Source organism: Providencia sp. PROV189 (assembly GCF_028480065.1).
GTDB classification, from domain to species: Bacteria; Pseudomonadota; Gammaproteobacteria; order Enterobacterales; family Enterobacteriaceae; genus Providencia; species Providencia stuartii.
This window is the reverse complement of sequence record NZ_JAMPOG010000012.1, coordinates 1-24166: the sequence shown is the minus strand read 5'-3', so window position 1 is coordinate 24166 and position 24166 is coordinate 1. Positions and strand designations below refer to the sequence as shown.

The window sequence follows — 24166 nt, the reverse complement described above, 5'->3', positions numbered from 1 at the left end:
ACCACTAATAATCAGCTATGGGCGGGGGCGCAAGTACCCCATGGTATACTGTCTTGATTTTACCGCGTGTTCTTTAGCTGTTGTGTTTTTACAGTACAATCACCTCGACTATAGACTTAAAAATCCTTAACTGTTCAATCAGTTACCAGTAGTTAATTTTATCTACTGAGATTTGATTTCACTTATTCAATAAATAACTTCATTGGCATGATTCAGCCAGCCCACACACTGGATGTCGGCAACAAGCGTTATATTTTTCGGGCTAAAAATCTAATTATCGCTGTCTCAATTAAGGAGCTGTGGACAAGTAATATTGGCACGTAGTTGAAAATGCCTTCCTGTAAATTTAGAAATACCGAGCCGTCGCAACTCGGTATCACAAATTAACAAGCAATTATGAAAACATGATTGCCTTAGCATGTTCAGTCATGTGGCTCCCTATATGATTTATTAAAAAATAAACAGCAAAGGTCAACATGCCCTAGCACTTTTTGTATTGATATTTTTTGTATGATTAATGCTAATTTCTTTCTTTGGCATTTTATCGATATTTGTTTTGCGCGGATCGGCAGTCGAAGGGGATAATGCCATTCCACTCAGGTCTCTTTTTACCTGCCCATTGATAATCACTCGCCCCTTGCCCTGAGAATGAGATGAAATAATGTCAGTAGCCTGATGAATGGAACGTTTTTTTCTAGGTTGATCTAATTCCTGAGTGATAGTCGGTATCTTGAGGGGAATTCGGCTTCCTTTTTGATGTGCGATTGGTTTTGGGGGCGTGAAATTTTTAATTATTGCCTCTTTCTCGGATTGAGTTTGTGCTTTTTTATCCATATACCATACTAAATCCAGTTCTGAGTAGTCAGTGCCAATAAGGCTTGCATTGAGTTCTAATTTTTTCAGGTGGATCATTGAATTCACCTTTAGTGATTCAGCAGAATAACTATTAGCATCTAAATTAGCAGCAACCCTCTCACATTTAGATCTCAACTGCTCAAGTTTTTGTCGAAGATCCGTTGTGGGTCTAGGTATATTTAGCGAATGAGCTGACTGGTTACCACTCATATTACAATCATGCTCTTTAATCGTATTTGTTGAATGCTTCGATTTTAATGAATAGTTCAATGGTAACGATAATGAGGGCAGAGAAGGGAGTTGACTCTCCTTTAGGATATTGGCGATATTCATTGCCGCATCGATTTTAGCTTGTCGCTCTTTAAATGCGTTGTCATCGAATTTTACTGGTGTAGGTAAGGTGATTGATATTGGCTTAATGCTATTTGTTTCGTTAAGAAACTTATATTTTGCCTCTAAATTATTTCTTTTTATCCGGCATGATTCAGAGATTGTCTCAGGGGTCATATTGCCACGCTTTAGCATCTCTGCATGAGCCGTGATTGTTTGGTTGATATATTTTAGGGATGGGCTATGTTCACTTATTTTCATTTTAATAAAACCTTCAAATAATAGTATATTAATTATTCTAGATTTTATTTTTTAGTAGATATGAATAATATAAAATAACGATATTAATGCTATTTTCTGGTTTTTCGGTGATGTTGAAGCAAAAATGGCTCTATATCAAAGATATAAAGCCATTATGCAATTGCGGTCTTACCAAAGTGGTGAGACTAATATCGGTTAACGAGTACCGTACACGACAATCGTTTTACCGTGTGCGGAGATCAGATTTTGGTCTTCTAGCATTTTCAAAATGCGACCAACGGTTTCGCGTGAACAACCAACGATTTGGCCAATTTCTTGGCGAGTGATCTTAATTTGCATCCCATCTGGATGCGTCATCGCATCGGGCTGTTTCGCTAAATTAAGCAGAGTTTGTGCAATACGGCCTGTCACATCAAGGAAAGCAAGGTTACCTACTTTTTCTGAGGTGGTTTGCAGGCGACTTGCCATTTGCGCAGAAAGGCGCATAAGAATATCAGGATTGACCTGAATAAGTTGACGGAATTTTTTGTAAGAAATTTCAGCGACTTCGCAGGCACTTTTTGCTCTAACCCAAGCTGAACGTTCTTGTCCTTCTTCAAATAACCCTAGTTCACCAATGAAATCTCCCTGATTTAAATAGGAGAGGATCATTTCTTTGCCTTCTTCATCTTTGATTAAAACAGCCACTGAGCCTTTAACGATATAGTAAAGGGTTTCTGCTTTTTCACCCTGATGAATCAGAGTGCTCTTGGATGGATATTTATGAATATGGCAGTGTGACAAAAACCATTCAAGAGTAGGGTCTGTTTGTGGCTTGCCGAGAACCATTAGCGTTATCCTCTGTATGTTAATACAGCCATTCAGTTAATTGTAACGAGAACGGCTGGTTTTTAAAGTCACTAGCTTAGCATATTAATTCGCATTATAGAGCAAGTTAATACCAACACTATAATATTATCAATTGAAACCTTGAGTTTTGATCTTAACCCTATCAGGTGGAACTTTGTTTGTAACATATTCAACCGAGAAAGTCTTGCTTTTATCGGTTCAGCATCTTAAAGCAGCTATTTGATTGAAAGTATTTATGCAACAATGTTATCTTTTAGAAAATATTTTCCTAGGGGAATTAAATATGGAAGCAAGAGTTAAATGGGTTGAAGGTCTCTCATTTTTAGGAGAATCAGCATCAGGCCATCAAGTTATGATGGATGGCAATTCAGGTGATAAAGCTCCAAGTCCAATGGAAATGGTGTTAATGGCGGTTGGGGGGTGTAGTTCAGTGGATGTTGTGTCTATTCTACAAAAAGGCCGCCATGACGTAAAAGGTTGTGAAGTTAAATTAACCTCACAACGCCGCGATGAAGCTCCACGTTATTTTACCCATATCAACTTACATTTTATTGTAACTGGAACGGATTTAACGGAAAAAGCGGTTGAACGTGCAGTTCAACTTTCGGCTGAAAAATATTGCTCAGTCTCTTTAATGTTAGAAAAAGCGGTTAAAGTTACCCACAGTTTTGAAACCCAGAATCAATAATTTATTTATTAATTATATAATTTTTTTAATTCATGATGCTTATTTATTAAATAATAATAAGCATCATCGGCGCTTAATCGTGTTTCTGCTTTATTAATTTTTCAACGAGAGGTGTCATAATTAATTCCATGGCTAAGCCTAATTTACCGCCAGGCACAACAATAGTATTCATTGCTGATATAAATGAGCCGTTTAACATGGACAGTAAATATGGGAAGTCAATTTGTTCTAGCCCCCTAAAACGGATCACAATAAAACTTTCATCTTGTGAAGGGATCGCTTTCGCAGAAAATGGGTTTGATGTGTCGACAGTGGGGACGCGTTGGAAATTAATATGCGTACGTGAAAATTGCGGCGTAATATAGTTGATGTAATCCCCCATTGAACGAACGACGGAGTCCATGACGGCTTCACGTGAATGGCCGCGTTCGGTCGTATCGCGGATCAACTTTTGAATCCATTCAAGGTTAACAATTGGTACAACGCCCACCAATAAATCAACATGTTGTGCAACATCATTTTCTGGCGTCACCACCCCGCCATGCAAGCCTTCATAAAAAAGAATATCACTGTTCGCAGGCAGGGACTCCCATGGCGTAAATGTACCGGGTTGAAGCCCATACGGTACCGCTTCATCATAGGTATGCAGGTACTTACGCGATTTACCATTACCATGTAAGCCATACTCTAACAGTGTCTGCTCTAATAAGGCGAAGTCATTGGCTTCTGGACCAAAGTAGCTGATATGGCGGCCTTGCTCTCTCGCCTTGCGAATAGCCATGTCCATTTCAGGCCGAGTATAACGATGGAAACTATCACCTTCTAAGGTTGCGGCTTGAATATTTAATTGGTGGAATATTTTACGAAATGCCAGACTTGTTGAGGTGGTTCCAGCACCACTAGAACCGGTAATTGCAATAATGGGGTGCTTTTTTGACATCGTGGACTCCCTGTGTTGCGTTACGTCCACGCTGTTTAAGCCATGAGCGAAACGGGGTTACGGGCGAAACTGATTTTTAGGCATAAAATTAACAGATTCGTGCAATTCTGACCAGACTAGCACAATTTCCCCAGAAACTAACAGCCGTTTCACATCATCCACTTTCTGCTGTAACGTCTTTTCATGCTCGCCGTAATCCGTTCCTTCACGGAGCACATAAGCTTCAATTAGGTTTTCCAAAGTTTCAGGTGCTAAATCTTTCCAAGGAATAATCATGATTGTTTATCCAAATACGGTGTTAGCCACTGTGGAATACGTTTCTCTAGCCACATTTCTGGCTTTCTTAAACTACCACTAACAAAACCAACATGCCCACCATGCTCTGTCATTTGGTATTCAATATTAGCAGGTAAACGTGAGATATCTGGCACGACTTCAGGTGCCATAAAAGGGTCATCTTTTGCGTGAATAATTAATGTTGGTTTTGTAATACGAGGCAGCCTTGGTAATGCACTGCATTTCTGGTAATAGTCGGTCGCATTCTCAAAACCATGAATTCTTGCGGTGATCACATCATCAAATTCACGAATACGTTTTAGCTGCTTTAATTGTAGCAAATTAAGCGGTAATGAACCCGGGTAGCGAACGAGTTTACGTGTTGCGTTACGCTTTAATCCATTAAGTAAATAGCGTTGGTAAAATTGAGAAAACCCTTTTTCCATACGGATTGAGCAAGGCTCTAGCATTAAAGGTGCGGAAACAACAACACCTGCATCAATATCGGCGTCATCACCATTTTCTGCTAAATAGCAGGCTAACATATTGCCACCAAGAGAATAACCAACAGCCGCTGTCGGAACATCCCCCCAAGTCTGCTTTAACCAATGCAAAAAGTAACGTGCATCACTGGTTTCGCCAGAGTGATAGATCCGTTTTTGGCGGTTAGGCTCGCCGCTGCAACCGCGAAAATGCATAATCACACCCAGCCATCCCTGCTTTTGGGCACTTTCAAGCATCCCATGCGCATAGGGGCTTTTAAAGTTACCTTCTAAGCCATGAAAGATGACTAAACGAGGTTTTTTGCTTGCCTGTTCGGGAGCTTCACTCCATGCAAGATCAATAAAGTCGCCATCAGGTAGCTCTAGCCGTTGCCAAATTGGTTTGATTTTCGGCGTTCTACGAAAAATTCTTGGCAATAATGTTTGAAGATGTGGATTTTTAGCCCAATTAATAGGGCGAAAGTTTTCTGACATAGCCTTAATTTAATTTAGTAATTCCCTTGTAGGGCACATAACATACTGTTATTTTTTTATGATGCAAGTATGCTCAATTTTTGAGGATTGATTATAAATGAGTCTAGGGCTGGTTTTTTCTCTTTTTACATTTCTATTCATTGCAGCAATAACACCTGGCCCTAATAACATGCTATTAACATCAAGCACGGCAAATTATGGGTTTCGTCGCAGTATTCCCTTATTATTAGGGATTATGTTAGGCATGCAATCAATACTTTACCTCTCCGCTTTCGGTGTTGCAGCGCTTTTATTGCTTTATCCTGCTTTGCATGTGGCGATGAAAATCGCGGGTAGTACGTACCTATTGTGGTTAGCATGGAAAACCGCTACGGCTCGTTATTCGCCACTAAAAACAGAAACGACAGCAACAAAAAATATCAAATGGTATCAAGGTGGTTTGTTACAATTTTTAAATCCTAAAGCATGGATGATGGGGTTAGGTGCTGTGGGGAGCTATAGTCTACCCGGAGAACTGTTTGTGCAATCCATTATCATCATGAGTATTGCGGTGGTTACCGTTAATTTTGTGGCAGGGCTAATCTGGATGGCGGGCGGAGCGTTGATCGGCCATTTTCTAAAAAGTCGCAGAGCGTGGTTTATTTTCAACTTAGTGATGGGGCTATTAACCGCGGCGTGTGTGCCATTAATTTGGCTCGAATAAAAAAGGGGGGATAGACAACCCCCCATTGCATTGATTGGCTTTATGTTAAATCGATATTTTTGCTGCCAAATAAGTAAGTGAAAATAAATCCACATACATAAGCAACAGCAATACCACCAACATACACAGCCATTCCAGCAAATACGCCTTGGGCTGATGTCATTAGCGGAATGGCGACAAGACCCGATGGCCCGAATACGGTATTAAGCCCGACAGGTAACCCCATCCAAGCGATTAGCCCAATGAAGAAACCACCCGCAGCCCCCCCCAAGCAAGCCGTTACAAAAGGTTTTACTCGAGGCAAGGTGACACCATAAATCAGCGGTTCGCCGATACCGAGGAAACCCGGAATGATAGCGCCACGAATTTGATTACGTAAGATAGAGCCTTTCTTCGCTTTCGCATAGAGCGCTAATGCTGCACCGACTTGTCCTGCCCCCGCCATTGCTAAAATAGGGAATAGGGAGTTGAAGCCTTGTGCATCCACTAGGGCAAAATAGACGGGAACAAACCCTTGGTGTACACCAAACATCACCGCAATCAAGAATAAACCCGCTAATATTGCCGTTCCGAAAGGATTACCGTTTAAGTGCATAAACAGCCATGACATGCCATTAAATAACCAGCTTCCTAGTGGCATAATGACAACATAAGCGGCAGCACCAACAATAAGCAACGTGATGGTTGATGTTAAAATCATATCGAGGTTAGAAGGAATGATTTTACGGACTTGTTTTTCAACCGATGCACCGAAAATACAAGCGATTAACACGCCAATAATGCTACCACGCGGGTCGATATCCCAACCAAAGAAGTTGGTCATTCCAGAAAAGACCCCTGAAGTGGCATTTGGGTCATAACCAAGGACGAATAGTGCAGCGATGATAGCACCATTGACGCCACTTCCACCGAATGCTTTTTGCGCGTTATAACCAATCAGAATACTTAAAAAGCTAAATAGCCCCTTACTAAACACTGACATATACAGGATCAGATGAACTGCGAATGTCTGTTGTTCAGGCGACTTCGGTAAACCCCCAGGGTAAAGGGTTTGAGTTGCTAACGTAGCAAAACCGAGTAATAAGCCTGCTGCAATAAAGCCCGGAATAAGAGGGGTAAAAATGGTCGCAAACTTAGATAAAAAACGATGAATTGCACTTGTTTGCTTTTGCTTCATTTGCTGTTTATTGGATGAAGCGAGGGCATTTAAGTTATTTTCTAATGATGTATCGATGTTAGAAAAGAAACCAGATTCATCGCTTTCTAAGAGCTGATTCATGAGATCAGAGGCGGTTTGTGCTTTGCCGGGGCCGAGTACAATCTGCAATTGATCTTCACTTTCAATCACACCAAGAACGCCGGGGATCTGTTTAATTGCTGTTTTATCGACAAGTTGGTCATTGTTGAGGGTCAAACGTAAACGTGTCATACAGTTTCCTGCATGACGAATATTTTCACTACCCCCGACATTTTGCAGGATTGCCTGCATCATTTCTTTTGTTATTTTAGCCATGCCATTTACCCTATCAGTTCCCGTGTATTAAACGGACTTTGCGACATTAAGAGCTGTACGAATAAAACCTTGGTTGTCCGATAGCAATTGACGCGCTTCCTGAGCATCAAGCCCAGATAAGATCATCAAAATTGCAGTTTTACAGTGTCTTTGGCATTGTTGTAGTGCTAGCTCCGCAGTTTGCCTGTCACACTCAGTTGCCTCCATGACAATTTTGACTTGTCTCTCAACCAATTTGGCATTGGTTGCCTCAACATCCACCATTAAATTACCGAAAACCTTTCCGATACGGATCATGGCGCCAGTCGTGATCATATTGAGCACCAGTTTTTGTGCAGTACCTGCTTTCATACGTGAAGAGCCAGTCACGACTTCAGGCCCGACAATAGGGGTGATGGCGATATCGGCAGCATTTGCGACAGGGCTATTCGGATTACAGCTGATTGAAGCGGTAACTGCGCCGACCTTGCGCGCATAAGCCAGTGCCCCGAGTACATAAGGTGTACGCCCACTTGCCGCGATACCCACTAAAACATCTTTATCGTTAAATTGAATATTAAGCAGGTCTTGCTCACCCAGCTCTGGCTTATCTTCGGCATTTTCCACAGCGCGAAAAATAGCTTGGTGACCGCCAGCGATTAAGCCGACCACCTGCTCATGAGGTGTACCGTAGGTAGGAGGGCATTCACTGGCATCTAAAATTCCTAAACGGCCAGAAGTGCCAGCACCAACATAAATTAAGCGGCCACCATTAAGAAATGCTTGGGCCACCTTATCGACAAGTTGGGCAACTTGCGGCAGGACTTTCTCAACCGCTAAAGGCACTTGCTTGTCTTCGTTATTAATGACTTGCAACATATCGATGGTCGACAGTTGATCGATATTGGTGCTCGCGGCGTTACGGCTTTCAGTTACCATTCTGCTTAAGTCAATGGTCATAATAAATTACTCCTACCTCAGTTAATGAGGCGATATTAAGGAATTATTTATTCTAGTGATGTGATAATGATCACGGCGTTCTCTATTCTGAATTGCCAATATGAAAGAATATTTTCGGATAATTTAGATTGCTTAAATAAATTACTTATTGAATTTAAAGGATTAAAACTAAGTAATGAAGTTATTCTAATAGGAATAATTTATTTTTTATTATATTCAACAAATAAGGAATTAAGGATGACTTTACTGGATACCATCACTTGTTTGCTGCCAAGACTTGCGGAAAACCAACGTAGGATCGCTCAGTTTATTCTTGAGAAGCCAGAGCGTGTACTGAGCTTATCGTCACAGCAGTTAGCGGAAACATTAAATGTGAGCCAATCCGCTGTGGTGAAATTTAGCCAAAAAGTCGGTGTCAAAGGGTATCCAGCATTGAAGTTAGCGTTAAGTGAGATCATCGGACGGCAGCAATTTGATGAGGCCAATCCGCATACGGCGTTGCATAACCGTATCACGCAAAATGATAACTTGATGGTAGTTGCACAAAAATTAGCATTAGAAAAAAATTATTCGATTACTGAAACAACTCGCCATATCGATTTCAAACTGTTTGAAAAAATTGTGGATGCCATTGATAAATCCCAGCGTGTACAAATTGTTGGCATTGGCGGCTCGGGGTTAACCGCGAAGGATTTAAGCTATAAATTACAAAAGATAGGCATTACCACATTGGTGGAATCCGATCATCATGTGCAAATTGCTGCAGCGTTGACATTGACCCCACAAGATACACAGATTGTCATTTCTTTTACGGGCAAACGTAAAGACATGCTGACCGCCGCGAGTATTGCGCGTAAGCAAGGCGCGAATGTGATTGCAATCACCCGTAGCCGGCTGTCACCGCTTGCTCAATTAGCTGATTATGTGCTTGAGAGTATCGCGGAAGAAAATGAATGGCGCAGTTCATCGATTTCCTCACGCACAGCACAAAATACCTTAACCGATCTGCTGTTTATGGCGCTATTACAAAAACGTGAAGCACGGGCGAAAATGTTGGTGATGAATGCGCGAGTCATGATCAACAGGCTAGATGAATAAAAATAAAGCTGTTTTTTATCAATTAGTAATCCGCTTGTTTTTGCAAAAAGTACCTATTTGCGTTAAGACTAATGTAGTGAGTGAATAATTTGACGTAATTTATAGGGGCATTATTAATGAGGGCACTAATTGTTTATACCGAGCTAACGGATAAAGATTCCGTGATTAGCCATGCCGTAGCAAGACTTGCCAGTGAGTTGAATGATGAGCATGTGGAAACTGTCATTATTCGTGACTTTGAAGATGGCCTCGCTTATATCCGTTCAAATACCAGTATTGATTGCTTGTTATACGGTCGCGATATGTCGGATCGTGACGAACAAATCCAAGCACATCGCTTAATTACGCAATTACACCGAAGGCAAGAAGATGTACCGGTTTTCTTGCTTAGTGACCGTGAAGAGGCATTGGTCGCCTTTGACCGCAATATGATGGAGCAAGTTGACGAGTTCGCATGGATATTGGAGGACTCTGCCGACTTTATTGCGGGTCGAGTACTTGCCGCTATCCAACGTTATCGCTCACAACTACTCCCGCCGCTCATGAAAAGCCTCATTAAATACAGTGACGTTCATGAATATTCATGGGCAGCACCGGGGCACCAAGGAGGTGTTGGTTTTACCAAAACGCCTGCTGGACGTATTTACCATGATTTCTTTGGTGAAAATCTCTTTCGTACAGATATTGGTATTGAACGGGTGGCAGTGGGATCGCTACTGGATCATACCGGTGCATTTGGTGAGTGTGAAAAAAACGCCGCTCGCATTTTTGGCGCCGACCAATCTTATTCCGTGGTGGTCGGTACGTCCGGCTCTAATCGGACAATTATGCAGGCCTGTATGACCGATGATGATGTGGTGGTGATTGACCGTAACTGCCATAAATCGATCGAGCAGGGCTTGATTTTAACGGGAGCAAAACCCGTTTATATGATCCCAAGTCGTAACCGTTACGGTATTATCGGGCCAATTTACCCAAAAGAAATGACCCCAGATGCGATTAAATTTAAAATCGCGGCTAACCCGTTAACGAAAGGTAAAGTAAAGCAAAAACCCGCTTATAGTGTGGTGACTAACTGTACTTATGATGGTGTCTGCTATAACGCACGTAAAGTGCAAGATTTGCTCGATGGCTCTTTAGACCGTATTCATTTTGATGAGGCTTGGTATGGTTACGCGCGCTTTAACCCGCTTTATCGTAACCACTTTGCCATGCGTGACGAAGAGCGGACAGAAAACGAGCCGACTATCTTCGCTACCCATTCCACCCATAAATTACTCAATGCGCTGTCTCAAGCATCGTTTATTCATGTGCGTAACGGGCGTAACGCCATTGACTTTAATCGTTTTAATCAAGCCTATCTAATGCACTCAACAACCTCACCGCTATATGCTATTTGTGCATCTAATGATATTGCTGCCGACATGATGGACGGCAATAGTGGACGTTCACTGACGGATGAAGTGATCCGAGAATCTATCGACTTTAGGCAATCTTTAGCCTACCTATATAAAGAGTTTCTCAATGATGATGAATGGTTTTTCAAACCTTGGAATCAGGAGATGGTGAAAGACCCCGCAACAGGGAAACGATACGCCTTTGAAGATGCACCTGTTGAATTATTGATGAGGGAACAGAGTTGTTGGGTAATGCACCCTGAAGATAAATGGCATGGTTTTAATGATATTCCTGATAATTGGGCCATGCTAGACCCCATTAAAGTGAGTATTCTTGCTCCCGGTATGGGAGACGATGGAAAGCTGTTAGATACAGGGGTTCCTGCCGCTCTCGTGACAGCATGGCTGAATCACTATGGCATTGTGCCAACAAGAACGACGGATTTCCAAATTATGTTCTTATTCTCCATGGGCATCACCAAAGGAAAATGGGGAACATTAGTTAATACGTTACTTTCCTTTAAACGCCATTATGATAACAACACTGCCTTGAAAAAGGTGTTACCCGAAGTCGTGGCGTCAGCACCTGAAATTTATGGTGAAATGGGATTACGTGATCTCGGCGATAAAATGTTTGCCTATCTACAAAAAAATAATCCGGGTGCACGATTAAATCAGGCCTATTCGCAATTACCTCAAGTGATGATGACCCCACGCGATGCCTATCAACAAATAGTCGCTAACCGTGTTGAAGCCGTACCCGTTGATCAGCTCACGGGGAGAGTGGCTGCAAACTCGATTATCCCTTATCCACCGGGGATCCCGATGCTCTTATCGGGGGAGAACTTTGGTGATGAAAATAGCCCGCATATTCATTATCTACGGAGTTTACAGGCATGGGATAGTGAATTTCCCGGGTTTGAGCATGAAACAGAAGGAACAGAAATTATTGATGGCCAATATTATGTGATGTGTGTGAAAACATGTGATGAATAAGCGATAAAAGATAGCCCGATATTAAATGGGCTATCTTAATCAAACAATTATGCGTTGGCCTCAAATTCGCTAGTCATGGTTTCAAGCTGCTCTTGCAACTCCATCCACGCCATTTCTACCTCTTCTAATGCGTTTTTTTGCTCCGTTTGCTTTTTCAGGCACTCGGTCAATTCAGCTTTACGCTCTTGCTCATAAATTGCAGCGTCAGATAATGTTGCTTCCAATTCTGCTAGCAGCGCTGAATGTTTCTCCATTTTCTTTTCCAACTCAATCAATTTTTTACGGATAGGCTGAGTTTGTTGGCGAAACTCTGCTTCTCGGCGCTTTTGATCTTTCCTATCTTGCGCAGTGACCGTTGCGTTATTGGTTGGTCGCTCTTTTTCTTGCAATTCACGAACCTGCTGCAACTCCAGTTTATTTTGCTCTGCTAGCCATTGCTGGTAATCATCTAAATCACCATCAAAAGGCTCTACTAAACCGTCGTGCACGAGATACAAATCATCCGTTGTTGAGCGTAATAAGTGCCTATCATGGGAAACGACAACTAATGCACCTTCAAAATCAATTAAAGCTTCTGTTAAGGCTTGGCGCATATCTAAATCAAGATGGTTGGTTGGCTCATCGAGTAGTAACAGATTAGGCCGTTGCCAAACAATCAATGCCAACACTAAGCGTGCTTTTTCCCCTCCAGAAAAACGCCCGCTAGGATCAGTAACTTGATCGCCTTTAAAACCAAACCCTCCCAAATAATCACGTAACTGTTGTTCAGTCTCTTGTGGCGCAATTCGTGCTAGGTGCTGTAAAGGGGATTCATCCGCATGCAAGTACTCAAGCTGATGCTGTGCGAAATAGCCGAGTTTAATCCCTTTCGCTAGCGATACTACGCCTTGCAGAGGCTGCAAATCACCTGCAAGTAGTTTAATCAGTGTCGATTTACCTGCGCCATTACGGCCCAATAAACCAATACGAGAGCCTGGTACTAAATTCAATTTGATTGAGTTTAGGATGACTTTATCACCATAACCCGCGCTGACTTTCTCCATTTTTAATAATGGATTTGGCAAACTCTCTGGCTGGCGGAATGAAAAATGAAACGGATTATCCACATGTGCAGGTGCCACCATTTCCATACGCTCTAACATCTTAATACGGCTTTGTGCTTGTTTCGCTTTGGTGGCTTTTGCTCTAAATCGGTCGATATAACTTTGTAAGTGAGCCGCTTTAGCCTGCTGACTCTCATAGAGAGATTGTTGCTGAGCGAGTTTCGTGGCGCGTTGACGTTCAAATGAGGAGTAGTTGCCCGTATATTCGAACATTGTTTCTTGTTCAATATGCAGCACTTTATCGATAATAGGATCGAGGAAGTCTCGGTCATGAGAAATTAATATTAATGTGCCGGGATAGCTTTTGAGCCATTTTTCTAGCCAAATAACAGCATCTAAATCAAGGTGGTTGGTCGGTTCGTCCAACAGCAAGAGGTCTGAGCGACATAGCAGCGCTTGAGCAAGGTTAAGGCGCATACGCCATCCACCTGAAAAAGATTTTACAGGCTCTTGTAACTGGTTTTGGCTAAAACCTAGGCCATGTAATAGGCTAGAGGCGCGAGAGCGGATGCTCCAAGCATTAATTGCATCAAGTTGACCATGCAAGGCCGCGATTGCATTACCATCATTTTTTTCGTTGGCGAATTGTAGCTGTTGCTCAAGCGCACGAAATTCGCGATCACCATCAATGACATATTCTAGAGCAGGAACATCCAGCGCAGGTGTTTCTTGATTAACCCATGCCAGTGACCATGTGCTGGGAAAGGTAGCTGAGCCTGCTTCTGCTTGTAATTCACCTTTGAGTAACGCAAGCAGTGTGGATTTGCCACAGCCATTTTTCCCCACGAGCCCAACTTTTTGACCGGGGTTAACTGTAGCGGTGGCATTGTCCAGAAGAACACGTACGCCACGGCGAATTTGTAAGGAAGAGAAAACAATCATAGCAGCCGTCAGTTGAAAATATGTTAAATTAAATAATGAATACCCTCAGATTTTCAACAAGCGTATGGCCATATGAAAATGACGGGGCGTAAAAATAAAAGCGCTTTACCAAAAGCTGCATGGTAACGGAAAATTATCCGTCTGACACGCCTTTGAGGAGGGAAAGATGTCAAATAAATTGAAAATACTGGTGCTCTATGCACACCCAGATCCTGATGAATCCGTCGCCAATAAAGCTTTACTCAAAGCCGTTGAGGATTTAGAACATGTCACAATTCATGATCTGTATGCGACGTATCCTGACTATTTTATTGATGTGACGGCAGAGCAAAAATTGTTATGCCAGCACGACATTATTGTATTTCAACACCCACTTTATACCTATAGCTGTCCGGCCTTATTAAAAGAGTGGTTTGATAGGGTATTAACTCGCCGTTTCGCAACGGATATGGGATATCAAAAGCTAAAAGGGAAATATTGGCGTTCCATTATTACTACAGGGGAACCTCAAGAGGCCTATCAATACGGAGGGTATAACCATTACCCTTTGAGCGATATTTTACGGCCTTTTGAATTAACGGCAGCGATGTGTGATATGCAATGGTTAGAGCCAAGTGTGATTTATGCAGCACGTCGGCAAGATAAAAAACAGTTACAACAGATTATTGCGGGATATCGCGAATGGATTCAACAGCCGCTACAAATTGGGGGGCTATCCTAATGGGGCAACTCGATATCTTTGAATCTGTGATTATTTTCTTGTGTGCTGGTGTAGTGATGGTGCCCATCGCACAAAAAATTCGTTTAGGGGCGGTACTGGGTTACCTTCTCGCAGGGATTGTGATCGGGCCATTCGTATTTGGCTTTATCCATAACGTTGACGATATTCTCCATTTCTCAGAAATGGGCGTTGTCTTTTTGATGTTTCTGATTGGATTGGAACTGAAACCATCCAAACTGTGGGAGCTACGCCGCTCAATTTTTGGGGTAGGAACGGCTCAAGTCGTTGTGACGGCTGCTTTAATGGCAGGTTTACTCTTTTTAGCTAAGTTCTCTTGGCAAGCTGCCGTTGTGGGTGGTCTTGGTATGGCGATGTCATCAACCGCAATGGCATTGCAACTCATGAACGAAAAAGGGATGTCCAACAAAGAGAGCGGGCAGCTAGGGTTTTCGGTTTTGCTATTCCAAGATATGGCGGTGATCCCGATAATGGCGTTGATCCCACTGTTAGCCGGCGATACAGCAAGTAATGATTGGTATCGTATAGGGATAAAAGTGGTGGCATTCGCTGGCCTTTGGGTTGTAGGACGCTATCTGTTACGCCCAATGTTCCGTCTTGCTGCAAAATCTGGCGTACATGAAATTTTTACCGCGGCGGCATTGCTCGTGGTGCTTGGCTCTGCACTGATTATGGAAAGCCTTGGCTTCTCTATGGCATTAGGTACGTTTATGGCTGGTGTAATGCTGGCGGAAACGGAATTTCGTCATGAATTAGAGATCAATATAGAGCCATTTAAAGGGCTATTATTGGGGCTATTTTTTATCTCAGTAGGGATGTCGTTAAATTTACAAGTCCTTTGGTCATACCTACCGCAAGTTTTGCTTGGGGTGTTGGCTTTAGTCACGGTTAAAGCATTGGTTTTATATATCTTAAGTTGGATAGCAAGATTACGCGGTGGCGCGAGAGCTCAGTTTTCAGGGGTATTAAGCCAAGGTGGTGAATTTGCTTTTGTTATTTTTGCGACCGCCTCTGGGGCAAGCGTGATTGATGAAAGGCAAATGGATTTACTGTTAGTCGTCGTCACCTTATCTATGATGACGACGCCACTTGTGATGCAGTTGATAGATGCCTACCTCAACTACCGTTATAATCGCCAGCCAACGTCCACGGAGAAGCCCTTTGTGGAAGATAACGACCCACACGTTATTTTGGTTGGCTTTGGGCGGATGGGGCAAGTCGTCGGGCGTTTATTGATGGCGAACAAAGTTAAAATTACGGTACTTGAGCAGGATGTCACGGCAATTAGTACCATGCGCCGTTATGGTTATACGGTGTATTATGGGGATGCGCGCGAATTACAACTGCTACGCTCTGCTGGGGCAGATAAAGCGAAGGCGATTGTGATCACGAGCGATGTTCCCGAAGAGGTCATGGAAATTGTTCATTTATGCCAAGAAAATTTCCCTAACCTGCATATTATTGCTAGGGCGAAAGGGCGCGTTGAAGCCCATGAATTATTGCAAAGCGGCGTTAAAGATTTCAGCCGTGAAACGTTCTCCAGTGCGCTAGAGCTTGGCAGCAAGGCGTTAATCAGTACGGGAATGCACCCTCATAAAGCCTATCGTGCAAAACAGCATTTTAGGCGCTTAGATATGCGGGTATTAAGAGAGATTATCCCTGAAAATGAAGGGGATAGTGGTCAAATTTCCCGTGTGAAAGAGGCTCGTAGAGAATTAAATGAGCTGTTCGAAAAAGAGATGCTTAGAGAGCACCGCCAGCCTCATAGCTGGAATCACGATGAATAAAGGATAGGACAATGTCGTCAACACGTAAGCGATTTATTGCAGGGGCAACATGCCCTAAATGTCAGTCACAAGACACTCTTATGATGTGGCGTGAAGATAAAATTGATGTCGTCGAATGTGTGAATTGTGGGGATCAGCAGCGCCAAGTTGACGATAGTGCAACGCCTCATGTACGCAAGCAGGAACAAGTTATCGGAATTTTTACACCTGAGTAAGAGAATTTTGTCAATTCTCAATACAGCCGTCTTGTTTTCCGGTACAATTAGCAAAATTTTTTCCCCCTCTATGGGTAGTAGGAGATGTCATGAAAGTAGCAAACGATTTGGTAGTCAGCTTGGCTTATCAAGTAAGAACAGAAGACGGTGTTTTAGTTGATGAGTCCCCGGCAAATGCGCCACTCGACTATCTACATGGCCGTGGTTCTTTAATTTCAGGTTTGGAAAAAGCGCTAGAAGGCCGTGCGGTGGGTGATCACTTTGACGTTGAAGTGGCATCAGACGACGCATATGGTCAATACGATGAAAATTTAGTTCAGCGTGTTCCAAAAGATGTGTTTATGGGCGTTGAAGAACTACAAGTTGGTATGCGCTTCTTGGCTGATACAGATATGGGACCAGTGCCAGTTGAAATTACCGGTATTGAAGGTGATGAAGTGATCGTTGATGGTAACCACATGTTGGCTGGCCAAAACCTAAAATTCAATGTTGAGATCATCGCAATTCGTGAAGCAACAGAAGAAGAATTAGCTCATGGTCACGCACATGGCGCTCACGGTCATGATCATGACCATGAAGGGGGTTGCTGTGGCGGTGGTCACGGTCATAGCCATGGCGAAGAAGGTGGTTGCTGTGGTGGTGGCGAAGGTCACGGACATGGTCACAAACACGGCGGTTGTGGCTGCCACTAATTAATCAATATTAAAAAAAGGAAAGCATTGAAATAGCTTTCCTTTTTTGTTTTTATAATGGGTGAAAACTTAATAGTGTGGCGGTGGTGTTTCTTCTTCAGGCCTCGCAAGATGCGAGGATTGTGATGATTTTAGTCTTTCAGCCACAATACGGATATGCTCTTGTAATTTAGACAGTTGCATTTGTTGGTCCGTAATGACTTGGTTGAGCTGTTCTATCGTTACCTCTTGAAAAGCAACTTTGCTTTCCAAAAGCTCAAGGCGTTGTTCAAAAGCGTCCGATGAATCCATTTAGTGGCTCCTTATGGTTTTTCATCATAAAAAAATCATCATAATAACTGAACATTACAAATCAATAGATAAGTTTTAGTTAAAAGGATAGGCGTTGAAACCTCTTTTTGTTAATGTTGTCTAAGTAGTCAATTCTGTTGCTTACTATTCTATACTAAAGATTATGAAGTAAGTAACAACGCATACTTATAATAGATATCGGAGATTAGGATGAAATCACTGTTTAAGGCAAGTCTTCTGGCAACGACATTGGCGCTAGCTTTCGGAGCACCACAAGTTATGGCCGCTGAAACGACAACGAAAGCGCCAACAAGTAGCGCATTTAAATCAGCCGAAGAGCGTAATGCCTATGCGTTAGGGGCATCTTTAGGCCGCTATATGCAAAACTCACTGGATGAGCAGAAAAATATTGGTATCAATTTAGATAAAGCGCAACTGCTTGCAGGCGTTCAAGATGCGTTTAACAACAAAAGTAAAATGACGGATGCAGAAGTTGAAGAAACTTTGCGTCAGTTTGAAGGCCAAGTGAAAGAAGCAGCTGAAAAAAAAATGAAAGATGAGTCAGCGGCTAACGAAAAAGCAGGTGCTGAATATCGTGAAAAATACGCGAAAGAAAAAGGCGTAGTGAAAACGAAATCTGGTCTGTTATACAAAATTGAAAAAGAAGGTACTGGCGCTAAACCTAAAGCAGATGATACCGTTGTTGTTCATTATAAAGGTACATTAGTTGACGGTACTGAGTTCGATAGCTCATATTCACGCAATGAACCTCTGACAATCCCACTGAATTCAGTGATTAAAGGTTGGACCGAAGGTCTAGTTAACGTGAAAAAAGGCGGGAAAATCCAGTTAGTGATCCCTGCAGAATTGGCGTACGGTGAAAATGGTGTTCCAGGTATTCCTGCTAACTCCACACTGGTGTTTGATGTTGAATTGTTAGATATCAAGCCAACAGGCAAATAACTTTTAAGCAGTAGTTTAAAAAACCCAGCATTGTCTGGGTTTTTTACGTTAAGGCGGGATCAACTTATTTTTTGCGAAGAAAAAGTTAAACAAGATATAATAAATAATTAGTTGATTATGCTGACATATTTAAGAAAAGCCATCTGGAATTTGATTTCGAATAAGTTTATTGATTATTTGCTAAAAATAATGCTTATTTTGTTTAAAACTTGTGATAAAACAAACTGTCTTGCATGCAATCGCTTGACGGCAGCGCCCCGTAGTTTTAACTTCACTATATAACGTTTTATTATTTTTTCGCCTTATTTACTGACGCTTTATAATGAAATGCAGGCAAAAGCCTCTAACAATTAACGCCTCATTAGTCAGATTGGTGAATTTTCGTACACTTGAAGGATGGTGTTTAAAAATGTCTAACTCAGTACTTTCAAATGATCACAGTGATATTAATTTACTTAATAATGAGCCTTTCACCCAAACCGATCATGAAATTCTAAAATCGTATGAAGCGGCCGTTGATGGCTTAGCTATGTTGATAGGTGCACATTGTGAAATTGTCCTTCATTCTCTGGAAGATTTAAAATGTTCAGCCGTCAGAATAGCCAACGGGCAACATACAGGGCGTAAAATTGGTTCACCAATCACGGATCTTGCATTGCGTATGCTGCATGACATGGCTGATGAAGAATCTAATGTATCAAAAGCCTATTTCACCAAGGCTAAAAGCGGCGATTTAATGAAATCGGTCACGATTGCCATTCGTAACCGCAATCAGCGTGTCATTGGCTTACTGTGTATTAACATGAACCTTGATGTACCATTCTCAGAAATCATCAAAAGTTTTGTCCCTGAAGAGAAGCAAGATGTGACTTCAGACGTTAACTTTGCCTCCTCAGTCGATGATTTGGTTGCACAAACATTAGAATATACGATTGAAGAAGTTAGCTCTGATCGTAATGTGTCAAATAATGCGAAAAATAAACAGGTTGTCCTGAATCTTTATGAAAAAGGGATTTTTGATATCAAAGATGCGATAAACCAAGTTGCAGATCGCCTAAATATCTCTAAACATACTGTTTATCTCTATATTCGCCAGTTTAAGAGTGGGGAATGAACACACAACCTCTAACATACTGTTTGCTGGTGACCGGGCCTGCTTATGGTACTCAGCAAGCCGCGAGTGCTTACCAATTTGCTCATGCCCTTCTTGAAGAAGGGCATTGTTTAAAAACACTGTTTTTTTACAGTGAAGGTGTTACAAATGCGAATGCGCTCACTTCACCTGCCAATGATGAATTTAATTTAGTGAAAGCATGGCAACAGCTTGCTCAAAAGTCGGGTTGTGAAATGCATATCTGTGTGTCTGCTGCATTGCGCCGTGGTGTGGTCGATAAAGAACAAGCTGAGCTACTCTCCCTTGCTGTCAGTAACCTCGGTGATGGCTTTATCATGAGCGGATTAGGCAGTTTGGCAGAAGCAATGATGACGGCAGATCGTACAATCCGTTTTTAGGGCTTCCTCGTTCTACTGTAAAACTAGCATGATATTGCAGTAGAAATGGTGACGTTCGTGGGGGATCCGTGCGAATGATGCCGTTACCTCAATTCCTAGCCGCATTTCGAATTATTTAGAGCAGATATGAAAAAATTCGCTTTTGTTTTTACATCAATGCCTCATGGAAATGCCAGTGGCCGAGAAGGGTTAGATGCCTTATTGGCGACATCAGCACTGACGGAGGATATTTCCGTGTTTTTCTTGTCGGATGGTGTGTGCCAGTTACTGGCAAATCAAAATCCCACTGAAATTTTAGCGCGGGACTATATTTCTACCTTTAAAATTTTGCCGCTTTACGATATCGACAATATTTACATTTGCTCTGATTCTTTAAAGGAAAGAGGAATTTGCGAAGAGAGTCGATGGATTGTGGACGCGAGTGTCATCAATTCGACACAAATTCGCGATAAATTATCCAAATGTGATGTTGTGCTTAAATTTTGATCTGTTGTAGGATCTTTTCTATGCTTTATACTATAGCAACTTCACCTTTTCATTGTGATTTCACGGCCATTTTGCGGCTGATTGCGCCAGATGATGCGGTATTACTGATACAAGACGGTGTGATTGCCGCGGTAAGTCAATCGACTCATTTACGTGAACTGCAACAAAAAGGTGCGCGAGTCTACGCATTAGATGCAGATGTTAATGCCCGCGGCTTGCAGAATATGATTTCAGAGCAGGTGTCTTTAGCCTCATATCGAGATTTTGTACAGCTCACAGTGAGTCATAAACAACATTTTGCCCTATAAAAGGGTTAAAAGTTGTATATTTCTTGACACCTGAGTCAGTCAGCAATAAAATTTCGCGTCCTCGTGTATCGTCATGTTGGCGAACGAGGTCGAAAATCCGTGTTTACGAAGCAAAAAAACCAGGAGCTTTTTTAATAATGGCAACTATTAATCAGCTGGTACGCAAATCACGTAGCTCGAAAGTTGTTAAAAGCAACGTTCCAGCACTGGAAGCTTGCCCGCAAAAACGTGGCGTATGTACTCGTGTATATACCACCACTCCTAAAAAACCAAACTCAGCACTACGTAAAGTATGCCGTGTTCGTTTAACTAATGGTTATGAAGTTTCTTCCTACATCGGTGGTGAAGGCCACAACTTGCAGGAACACTCCGTAATCCTGATCCGTGGCGGTCGTGTTAAAGACTTGCCAGGTGTGCGTTATCACACCGTTCGCGGTGCACTGGACTGCTCTGGTGTTAAAGACCGCAAACAAGCCCGTTCTAAATACGGTGCTAAGAAACCTAAGGCTTAATGGTTCTCCGTTAAGTAAGGCCAAACATTTTTAAACTTAATGTCAAAATACTCGAATCGAGTTTTGGGCAAACCTGAATTAAAAACGGAGTAATATCCATGCCACGTCGTCGCGTAATTGGTCAACGTAAAATTCTTCCAGATCCTAAGTTCGGATCAGAATTACTGGCCAAATTTGTGAACATCCTGATGGTAGACGGGAAAAAATCTACTGCTGAAGCAATCGTATATAACGCGCTTGAGACCCTGGCTCAGCGTTCTGGTAAGAGTGAACTTGATGCATTCGAACTTGCACTAGACAACGTGCGTCCGACTGTGGAAGTTAAATCCCGCCGTGTTGGTGGTTCAACTTACCAAGTTCCTGTAGAAGTTCGTCCGGTTCGTCGTAATGCACTGGCAATGCGTTGGATCGTTGATGCTGCTCGTAAACGCGGTGATAAGTCAATGGCTCTGCGCCTGGCAAACGAATTATCGGATGCAGCTGAAAACAAAGGTTCTGCTGTTAAGAAACGTGAAGACGTTCACCGTATGGCAGAAGCTAACAAGGCGTTCGCTCACTACCGTTGGTAATTTCACCACGTTAGTGTTTCTGAGGGTAGCTTTCTGCTACCCTTTAAATGATGAATTGAACGCCCACGAGAGAGGAAAAAATGGCTCGTCAAACGCCCATATCACGCTATCGTAACATCGGTATCAGTGCACACATCGACGCCGGTAAAACAACAACTTCTGAACGTATTCTGTTTTATACAGGTGTAAACCATAAAATTGGTGAAACTCACGAAGGTTCTGCAACAATGGACTGGATGGAGCAGGAGCAAGAACGTGGTATTACTATCACGTCTGCAGCGACTACTGCATTCTGGTCTGGTATGGCAAAACAATTCGAACCACACCGTATTAACATTATCGACACCCCAGGACACGTTGACTTCACAATCGAAGTAGAACGTTCTATGCGTGTTCTTGATGGTGCGGTCATGGTTTACTGTGCAGTTGGTGGTGTTCAGCCACAGTCTGAAACAGTATGGCGTCAGGCTAACAAATATAAAGTTCCACGTATCGCGTTCGTTAACAAAATGGACCGTATGGGTGCAAACTTCCTGCGTGTTGTTGATCAATTAAAAACACGTTTGGCTGCAAACCCAGTTCCACTTCAACTGCCAGTTGGTGCTGAAGAAGGCTTCACCGGCGTTGTTGACTTGATCAAAATGAAAGCGATCAAGTGGAGCGATGAAGATCAGGGCGTTACCTTCGAATACGAAGATATCCCTGCAAACATGCAAGAACAAGCTGAAGAATGGCATAACTTCCTCGTTGAATCTGCTGCTGAAGCATCAGAAGAACTGATGGAAAAATATTTGGGCGGTGATGAACTGTCTGAAGAAGAGATCAAAGCGGCTCTTCGCCAACGCGTTCTTGCAAGCGAAATTATCCTGGTTACCTGTGGTTCTGCATTTAAGAACAAAGGTGTTCAGGCAATGCTGGATGCAGTTATTGAGTACTTACCATCTCCGACAGATGTACCTGCAATCAACGGTATTCTGGATGACGGTAAAGATACTCCAGCGGAACGTCACGCAAGTGACGATGAGCCGTTCTCATCTTTAGCATTTAAAATTGCAACTGACCCGTTCGTTGGTAACCTGACGTTCTTCCGTGTTTACTCTGGTTTTGTTAACTCAGGTGACACTGTACTGAACCCAGTTAAAGCTAAAAAAGAACGTTTTGGTCGTATCGTTCAGATGCACGCTAACAAGCGTGAAGAGATTAAAGAAGTTCGCGCTGGTGACATCGCGGCTGCTATCGGTCTGAAAGACGTTACTACAGGTGATACTCTGTGTGCGGTTGATGCACCAATCATCCTAGAACGTATGGAATTCCCAGAGCCAGTAATCTCTGTTGCAATTGAACCAAAAACTAAAGCTGACCAAGAAAAAATGGGTATCGCATTGGGCCGTCTGGCTCAGGAAGACCCATCATTCCGCGTATCAAGTGATGAAGAAACAGGTCAAACTATCATCGCTGGTATGGGTGAATTGCACTTGGACGTTCTGGTTGACCGTATGCGTCGTGAATTTAAAGTTGAAGCGAACGTTGGTAAACCACAAGTTGCTTACCGTGAAGCTATCACTGCGAAAGTTACTGATATCGAAGGTAAACACGCGAAACAGTCTGGTGGTCGTGGTCAGTACGGTCACGTGGTTATCGATATGTACCCACTTGACAAAAATGATAAAGACGGCGTTCCAATGGATTACGAATTTATCAACGAAATCAAAGGTGGTGTTATCCCTGGTGAATACATCCCTGCCGTTGATAAAGGTATCCAAGAGCAGTTGAAATCTGGCCCACTGGCTGGTTACCCTGTTGTTAACATGGGTATTCGTCTGCACTTTGGTTCTTACCATGATGTTGACTCATCTGAACTGGCATTTAAACTGGCGGCATCAATCGCGTTTAAAGATGGCTTCAAAAAAGCGAAACCTGTTCTGCTTGAGCCAATCATGAAAGTTGAGGTGGAAACACCAGAAGACTACATGGGTGACGTAATTGGTGACTTGAACCGTCGCCGTGGTCTGATTGAAGGTATGGATGACATGGCAACTGGTAAAATTGTCCGTGCACAAGTACCATTGTCAGAAATGTTTGGCTACGCGACTGACCTGCGTTCACAAACGCAAGGTCGTGCTTCATACTCAATGGAGTTCTTGAAGTACAATGAAGCACCAAACAACGTTGCACAAGCTGTTATCGAAGCTCGTAACGCTAAATAATCGGTTTTAATCGATTTAACTACTTTAATTAAGTTCCTTCTTCACAGTGAAGAAGGAACTCCATAAGGAATAGAGTCG

At 42.5% G+C, this 24166-nt stretch carries 25 protein-coding genes and 1 pseudogene; 17 read left to right on the top strand and 9 right to left on the bottom strand.

The annotated features are described in order from the left end of the window. Positions 1–311 precede the first annotated feature (311 nt). Positions 312–446 (top strand): annotated as a pseudogene (locus tag PR833_RS09880) (IS5/IS1182 family transposase); the annotation flags it as partial. A 25-nt stretch (positions 447–471) separates the two neighbouring features. Here the strand turns inward: PR833_RS09880 and PR833_RS09875 are convergent. Continuing rightward, positions 472–1446, bottom strand: a complete 975-nt coding sequence (locus PR833_RS09875; RefSeq protein ID WP_272526067.1) for a hypothetical protein — start codon at positions 1444–1446, stop codon at positions 472–474. 195 nt (positions 1447–1641) lie between these two features. Then, on the bottom strand, positions 1642–2274 hold the full coding sequence (crp, locus tag PR833_RS09870; protein WP_004923862.1) for a cAMP-activated global transcriptional regulator CRP: 633 nt from the start codon (positions 2272–2274) through the stop codon (positions 1642–1644). 304 nt (positions 2275–2578) lie between these two features. Here crp and PR833_RS09865 point away from each other — a divergent pair, with 304 nt between their 5' ends. Then, positions 2579–2983: an OsmC family protein gene (locus tag PR833_RS09865; protein WP_272526066.1), complete on the top strand. Its 405-nt coding sequence runs from the start codon at positions 2579–2581 to the stop codon at positions 2981–2983. A gap of 73 nt (positions 2984–3056) precedes the next feature. Here the strand turns inward: PR833_RS09865 and PR833_RS09860 are convergent, their stop codons facing one another. From PR833_RS09860 to PR833_RS09850, 3 genes are read right to left on the bottom strand one after another with little or no spacing between them, the layout of a single operon-like run. Beyond that, on the bottom strand, positions 3057–3923 hold the full coding sequence (locus tag PR833_RS09860) for a phosphoribulokinase (protein ID WP_004923866.1): 867 nt from the start codon (positions 3921–3923) through the stop codon (positions 3057–3059). Positions 3924–3980: 57 nt separating this feature from the next. Next, entirely contained in the window at positions 3981–4199 is a 219-nt protein-coding gene (locus PR833_RS09855; protein ID WP_004923869.1) for a YheU family protein, read from the bottom strand. Next, complete coding sequence (locus PR833_RS09850; RefSeq protein WP_004923872.1) at positions 4196–5176, bottom strand: hydrolase; 981 nt, start codon at positions 5174–5176, stop codon at positions 4196–4198. The genes PR833_RS09855 and PR833_RS09850 overlap by 4 nt, the downstream gene beginning before the upstream one ends. A gap of 97 nt (positions 5177–5273) precedes the next feature. Between PR833_RS09850 and PR833_RS09845 the strand changes: the two genes are divergently transcribed. Then, positions 5274–5879 (top strand): LysE family translocator, encoded by a 606-nt coding sequence (locus PR833_RS09845; protein ID WP_004923874.1) that lies wholly within the window; start codon positions 5274–5276, stop codon positions 5877–5879. A 40-nt stretch (positions 5880–5919) separates the two neighbouring features. Here PR833_RS09845 and murP read toward each other — a convergent pair whose 3' ends face one another. Together murP and murQ are read right to left on the bottom strand one after the other, a co-directional pair. Next, entirely contained in the window at positions 5920–7392 is a 1473-nt protein-coding gene (murP, locus tag PR833_RS09840) for a PTS N-acetylmuramic acid transporter subunit IIBC (protein WP_004923877.1), read from the bottom strand. Between the two features lie 27 nt (positions 7393–7419). After that, complete coding sequence (murQ, locus tag PR833_RS09835; RefSeq protein WP_040132705.1) at positions 7420–8331, bottom strand: N-acetylmuramic acid 6-phosphate etherase; 912 nt, start codon at positions 8329–8331, stop codon at positions 7420–7422. A gap of 237 nt (positions 8332–8568) precedes the next feature. Here murQ and PR833_RS09830 point away from each other — a divergent pair, with 237 nt between their 5' ends. Together PR833_RS09830 and adiA are read left to right on the top strand one after the other, a co-directional pair. Continuing rightward, a complete protein-coding gene (locus tag PR833_RS09830) occupies positions 8569–9429 on the top strand; it encodes a MurR/RpiR family transcriptional regulator (RefSeq protein ID WP_014656964.1) in 861 nt (286 codons plus the stop codon). Positions 9430–9545: 116 nt separating this feature from the next. Then, on the top strand, positions 9546–11822 hold the full coding sequence (adiA, locus tag PR833_RS09825) for an arginine decarboxylase (RefSeq protein ID WP_272526065.1): 2277 nt from the start codon (positions 9546–9548) through the stop codon (positions 11820–11822). Between the two features lie 47 nt (positions 11823–11869). On the opposite strand, the gene PR833_RS09820 is transcribed toward adiA, so the two are convergent. Continuing rightward, complete coding sequence (locus PR833_RS09820) at positions 11870–13807, bottom strand: ABC transporter ATP-binding protein (protein ID WP_061064629.1); 1938 nt, start codon at positions 13805–13807, stop codon at positions 11870–11872. A 166-nt stretch (positions 13808–13973) separates the two neighbouring features. Here PR833_RS09820 and kefG point away from each other — a divergent pair, with 166 nt between their 5' ends. The 4 genes from kefG (at position 13974) to slyD (ending at position 17240) form a co-directional block, all read left to right on the top strand. Continuing rightward, positions 13974–14528, top strand: coding sequence for a glutathione-regulated potassium-efflux system ancillary protein KefG (kefG, locus tag PR833_RS09815; RefSeq protein ID WP_004923894.1), 555 nt, complete (start codon positions 13974–13976; stop codon positions 14526–14528). Further along, positions 14528–16333 carry a glutathione-regulated potassium-efflux system protein KefB gene (gene kefB / locus PR833_RS09810; protein WP_004923898.1) on the top strand — a complete coding sequence of 602 codons (1806 nt, stop codon included), beginning with the start codon at positions 14528–14530 and terminating at the stop codon, positions 16331–16333. Before kefG ends, kefB begins: the two co-directional genes overlap by 1 nt. Before the next feature lie 11 nt (positions 16334–16344). Beyond that, positions 16345–16548, top strand: coding sequence for a YheV family putative zinc ribbon protein (locus PR833_RS09805; protein WP_004923902.1), 204 nt, complete (start codon positions 16345–16347; stop codon positions 16546–16548). Positions 16549–16637: 89 nt separating this feature from the next. After that, the gene (gene slyD / locus PR833_RS09800; protein ID WP_004923903.1) at positions 16638–17240 is read left to right on the top strand and encodes a peptidylprolyl isomerase; all 603 of its coding nucleotides are present in this window, start codon (positions 16638–16640) and stop codon (positions 17238–17240) included. 69 nt (positions 17241–17309) lie between these two features. Here slyD and PR833_RS09795 read toward each other — a convergent pair whose 3' ends face one another. Beyond that, positions 17310–17531 carry a SlyX family protein gene (locus PR833_RS09795; protein ID WP_004923904.1) on the bottom strand — a complete coding sequence of 74 codons (222 nt, stop codon included), beginning with the start codon at positions 17529–17531 and terminating at the stop codon, positions 17310–17312. Positions 17532–17741: 210 nt separating this feature from the next. Between PR833_RS09795 and fkpA the strand changes: the two genes are divergently transcribed. From fkpA to fusA, 8 genes are all read left to right on the top strand, one after another. After that, on the top strand, positions 17742–18494 hold the full coding sequence (fkpA, locus tag PR833_RS09790; protein WP_004923907.1) for an FKBP-type peptidyl-prolyl cis-trans isomerase: 753 nt from the start codon (positions 17742–17744) through the stop codon (positions 18492–18494). 409 nt (positions 18495–18903) lie between these two features. Then, positions 18904–19608, top strand: coding sequence for a helix-turn-helix transcriptional regulator (locus tag PR833_RS09785; RefSeq protein WP_014656963.1), 705 nt, complete (start codon positions 18904–18906; stop codon positions 19606–19608). Then, a complete protein-coding gene (tusD, locus tag PR833_RS09780) occupies positions 19605–20006 on the top strand; it encodes a sulfurtransferase complex subunit TusD (protein ID WP_014656962.1) in 402 nt (133 codons plus the stop codon). Before PR833_RS09785 ends, tusD begins: the two co-directional genes overlap by 4 nt. Positions 20007–20132: 126 nt before the next feature. Further along, positions 20133–20492 carry a sulfurtransferase complex subunit TusC gene (gene tusC / locus PR833_RS09775; RefSeq protein ID WP_004923916.1) on the top strand — a complete coding sequence of 120 codons (360 nt, stop codon included), beginning with the start codon at positions 20133–20135 and terminating at the stop codon, positions 20490–20492. 20 nt (positions 20493–20512) lie between these two features. Further along, entirely contained in the window at positions 20513–20800 is a 288-nt protein-coding gene (gene tusB / locus PR833_RS09770) for a sulfurtransferase complex subunit TusB (RefSeq protein WP_004923919.1), read from the top strand. 137 nt (positions 20801–20937) lie between these two features. Next, positions 20938–21312: a 30S ribosomal protein S12 gene (rpsL, locus tag PR833_RS09765; RefSeq protein ID WP_004923923.1), complete on the top strand. Its 375-nt coding sequence runs from the start codon at positions 20938–20940 to the stop codon at positions 21310–21312. A 98-nt stretch (positions 21313–21410) separates the two neighbouring features. Further along, positions 21411–21881, top strand: coding sequence for a 30S ribosomal protein S7 (rpsG, locus tag PR833_RS09760; protein ID WP_004923925.1), 471 nt, complete (start codon positions 21411–21413; stop codon positions 21879–21881). Between the two features lie 80 nt (positions 21882–21961). Beyond that, complete coding sequence (gene fusA / locus PR833_RS09755) at positions 21962–24088, top strand: elongation factor G (protein WP_004923927.1); 2127 nt, start codon at positions 21962–21964, stop codon at positions 24086–24088. The last annotated feature ends 78 nt before the right edge of the window (positions 24089–24166 follow it).